This is a genomic window from Streptomyces sp. NPDC058221, from assembly GCF_042882365.1.
Lineage (GTDB): Bacteria > Actinomycetota > Actinomycetes > Streptomycetales > Streptomycetaceae > Streptomyces.
In genome coordinates, this window is the sequence record NZ_JBHVWF010000283.1 from 1 (window position 1) to 3,840 (window position 3,840).

The 3,840-nt window shown below is 72.0% G+C and carries 3 protein-coding genes and 1 pseudogene; 1 reads left to right on the forward strand and 3 read right to left on the reverse strand.

The window, feature by feature from the left end:
- From ACFVW8_RS38625 to ACFVW8_RS38635, 3 genes and pseudogenes are all read right to left on the reverse strand, one after another.
- Positions 1–309: pseudogene (locus ACFVW8_RS38625) on the reverse strand (hypothetical protein); the annotation flags it as partial.
- 55 nt (positions 310–364) lie between these two features.
- Positions 365–916: a PadR family transcriptional regulator gene (locus ACFVW8_RS38630; RefSeq protein WP_389698651.1), complete on the reverse strand. Its 552-nt coding sequence runs from the start codon at positions 914–916 to the stop codon at positions 365–367.
- A gap of 69 nt (positions 917–985) precedes the next feature.
- Entirely contained in the window at positions 986–3,001 is a 2,016-nt protein-coding gene (locus ACFVW8_RS38635) for an FAD-dependent oxidoreductase (protein ID WP_389698653.1), read from the reverse strand.
- Positions 3,002–3,234: 233 nt separating this feature from the next.
- Between ACFVW8_RS38635 and ACFVW8_RS38640 the strand changes: the two genes are divergently transcribed.
- Positions 3,235–3,759, forward strand: coding sequence for a DoxX family protein (locus tag ACFVW8_RS38640; RefSeq protein ID WP_389698655.1), 525 nt, complete (start codon positions 3,235–3,237; stop codon positions 3,757–3,759).
- Positions 3,760–3,840 lie beyond the last annotated feature (81 nt).

Below are 3,840 nucleotides of genomic sequence, written 5' to 3' on the forward strand. Positions count from 1 at the left end.
CCACAGGGCGCACGGCTGCCATCGACCGCCCGCCCCGTCGACCGGCCCTTCGGCCTGGGTGCCGCGCAGCATTCGGAGGAGAAGCCGGAGCGGTTCGGGCAGCGAAAGGCGTCGGCCGGCTGCCGGTGGCAGTAGCCTCCGGCCTGCCGCCCGGCCCTCGCCGGCCCGGGCCCGTCGGCGGAAGTCGTGGGCGTGGTCGTGTGCCCACCTGGCGAACGTCCTGGCCGGTTTGCCGGTGACCGGCTCCGCGGTCGGCATGTCGACCGGTGCCTCGGGCTCCCGCTTCTCGGAAGTGTCCGAAGGATCCATGCCGGCACCCGAGCAGTCCGCGAAGCCGAACAGGAAGTCGGCGTCGGCCGCCGCGCTAATCCGGGTGGGCGGCTGCCGGGACAGCGTCCTCGGCCAGCGCGCGGGTCAGCCAGCCGATCCAGAAGTTCTCCAGGTCGATGCCGCCCCGCAGCACCAGATGCCGCAGCCGGTCCTCCGGAGCGGTGCGCTCGGGCGGGAAGTCCCGCTCCTCGATCGCCAGATACTCCGCCAGCTGCTTTTGGTGCAGCGCCAGATGCCGGCGCAGCTCCGTCTCCAGGCCCGGGGCTCCGACGACCGCCGCCGCTCGCATCCGCAGCAGCAGCGGGTCGCGGACCTGCCTGGGATCCTCCGGGCGGGCCACCCAGGCGGACAGCGCTTCGCGGCCCGCCGGCAGCACCTCGTACTCCTTCTTCTGCCCCCGCGTGGGCTGCGCCGGTACGAGTGCCCTGATCTGTCCGGCCTGCTCCAGCTTTCCCAGCTCGCGATAGATCTGCTGATGCGTGGCCGACCAGAAGTAGCCGATCGACCGGTCGAACCTGCGGGTCAGCTCCAGCCCCGACGAAGGCTTTTCGAGCAGGGCGGTGAGGATCGCGTGCGGGAGTGACATGGGGTGCATCCTAAGGACGGCCGGACGAGCGGCCCGCGTCACGGGGCCGCTGGTCCGAGGCGCGCCCGGTCAGAGCGTGGCGGCGAGTTCCGTACCCTGACGGATCGCCCGCTTGGCGTCCAGCTCGGCCGCGACGTCCGCGCCGCCGATCAGATGTGCCGGGCGGCCCGCGGCGAGCAGTTGCTCGTACAGGTCGCGCCGGGGTTCCTGACCCGCACAGAGCACCACCGTGTCGACCGGCAGCAGCTGCTGTTCGCCGTCGACGGTGACGTGCAGGCCGTCGTCGTCGATCCGGTCGTAATGCACGCCCGCCAGCATGGTGACGCCGCGGTGCCGGAGTTCGGTGCGGTGGATCCACCCCGTTGTCTTCCCCAGCCCCGCGCCGACCTTGCTCGCCTTGCGCTGGAGCAGATGGACCGTGCGCGGTGCCTTCGGGCGCTCGGCGGTGCCCAGACCGCCGCGCTCCCGGTACTCGGTGTCGACTCCCCACTGCCGGAAGAAGGCCTCCGGGTCCAGACTCGCCGCGTCCCCGCCGTCGGTCAGGAACTCGGCCACGTCGAAACCGATACCGCCCGCCCCGACGAGAGCGACACGGTCTCCCACCGGCGCCCCGTGGCGCAGGACATCGAGGTAGCTGAGCACGCTCGGGTGGTCGACACCCGGGATCGCGGGGATGCGGGGGGTGACGCCGGTGGCCAGGACGATCTCGTCGAAGCCGTCGAGCTCGGCGGCGGTGGCAAGGGCGCCGAGCCGGAGCTCGACCTTCTCCTCCGCCAGCCGGGTACGGAAGTAGCGCAGTGTCTCGTTGAACTCCTCCTTGCCCGGGACCCGGCGTGCCACGTTGAGCTGCCCGCCGATCTCCCCGGCGGCGTCGAAGAGCGTCACCCGGTGCCCGCGCTCGGACGCCGTCACGGCACAGGCGAGCCCGGCGGGACCGGCGCCGACGACCGCGACCCGCTTGCGGGTCCTCGTCGGCGACAGCGTGAGTTCCGTCTCGTGGCAGGCGCGCGGATTGACCAGGCAGGAGGTGACCTGACCGCTGAAGATGTGATCCAGGCAGGCCTGGTTGCAGCCGATGCAGGTGTTGATCGCATCCGCCCGGCCCTCGCTCGCCTTCACGACGAAGTCGGGGTCGGCGAGGAACGGCCGGGCCATCGACACCATGTCCGCGCGGCCCGCCGCCAGCGCCTCCTCGGCGACCTCCGGGGTGTTGATCCGGTTGCTCGTCACCAGCGGTACGGAGACGGCGCCGCGCACCTTCTCGGTGACCCAGGTGAAGGCGCCCCGAGGTACCGACGTCGCGATGGTCGGGATGCGAGCCTCGTGCCAGCCGATTCCGGTGTTGATGATCGTCGCGCCGGCCGCCTCGATCTCCCGCGCGAGCCGCACGACCTCCTCCAGCGACGATCCGCCGGGCACCAGGTCCAGCATCGAGAGCCGGTAGATCAGGATGAAGTCGCTGCCGACCCGCTCCCGGACCCGGCGCACGATCTCGACGGGGAAGCGGATGCGGTTCTCGTACGAGCCGCCCCAGCGGTCGTCGCGGTGATTGGTCTCCGCGGCGATGAACTCATTGATCAGGTAGCCCTCGGATCCCATGATCTCGACGCCGTCATAACCCGCGCGCTGCGCCAGCGCGGCCACAGTGACGAAGTCCTCGACGGTCGACTCGACCTCGTCGTCGGTGAGCGCGTGCGGGGTGAACGCGCTGATCGGAGCCTTGAGCGCGCTCGGTGCCACCAGGCCGGGGTGGTGGGCGTAACGCCCGAAGTGCAGGATCTGCATGGCGATCCGGCCGCCCGCCTCATGCACGGCCGCGGTCACCTGCGCATGCTCGGCCGCCTCTGCCTCGGCGGTCATCTTCGCGCCGCCGGGAAAGGTGCAGCCCGCGTCGTTCGGCGCGATGCCGCCCGTGACCATGAGGCCCACACCGCCGCGGGCACGGGCGGCGTAGAACGCGGCCATGCGCTCGAAGCCGTGCTCCACCTCCTCCAGGCCGATGTGCATCGATCCCATCAGGACCCGGTTCGGGAGAGTGGTGAACCCGAGGTCGAGCGGGCTCAGCAGGTGCGGGTACGGGCTCATGCGGCGGCTCCTCGCGCAGTGTCGTCGCACCAGTTCTAGAGCACCGCGATGCCATTATGCAACAAGTTGCACAATGGCGTACGTCGCACTGTGTCACCGGTCACGTGCCGTCATGGCGGACCCGGACGGCCCAACAACGTGCCCCGTCGCGGCGCGGCGGCGCGGAGAGTGGATCCGTACCGCACCTCAGGCCCCTCCGTCCGCAGCGGGCCCCGAAACTCCCGGAGGCCCCCATGGGCAGCGTGAACCGTCGTGACCTCGGCCTGCTTCTCCTGCGTGTCGGTACCGGCGCGGTGCTGGCCGCGCACGGCAGTCAGAAGCTGGCCGGCTGGTTCGGCGGCGGAGGCATCGAGGGCACCACGGCCGCGATGGAGGCCATGGGCTTCCATCCGCCGAAGCACAGCGCGGTCGCGGCCGGGCTGGGTGAGGCGGGCGGCGGCGTACTGCTGGCCCTGGGCCTTGCCACCCCCGCGGCCGGGGCGGCAGCGGCCGGTGCGATGGCGGGGGCCGTGGCCGTCCACGCGCCTGCCGGCTTCTTCGCCCAGGGCGGGGGCTACGAATACCCGGCCTTCCTCGGCTTCACCGCTGCCGCGATCGGCCTGATCGGCCCCGGCCGCTACTCCGTCGACCACGCCACCTGCCACGCGTTCAACCAGCCCTGGACGGTGGCGCTCGCCTTCGCGGGCAGCGCGGCAGCCGCGGCCGTCGTCGTCGGCAAGCGGGCCAAGGGACAGGCTCCGGAGCCCGAGGAGTTCTGATCGGCCGAGGCCCGACGGATCCGCCGGGCCTCGGCGCGGAGAGCGGATACGAACGGGCCCCGGCGTCGGCTTGCCGGGGCC

What these genes read in the sequence shown, in the direction of transcription:
- ACFVW8_RS38630 (WP_389698651.1), bottom strand. Translation starts at nt 916, where the DNA reads ATGTCACTCCCGCACGCGATCCTCACCGCCCTGCTCGAAAAGCCTTCG.
- ACFVW8_RS38635 (WP_389698653.1), bottom strand. Translation starts at nt 3,001, where the DNA reads ATGAGCCCGTACCCGCACCTGCTGAGCCCGCTCGACCTCGGGTTCACC.
- ACFVW8_RS38640 (WP_389698655.1), top strand. Translation starts at nt 3,235, where the DNA reads ATGGGCAGCGTGAACCGTCGTGACCTCGGCCTGCTTCTCCTGCGTGTC.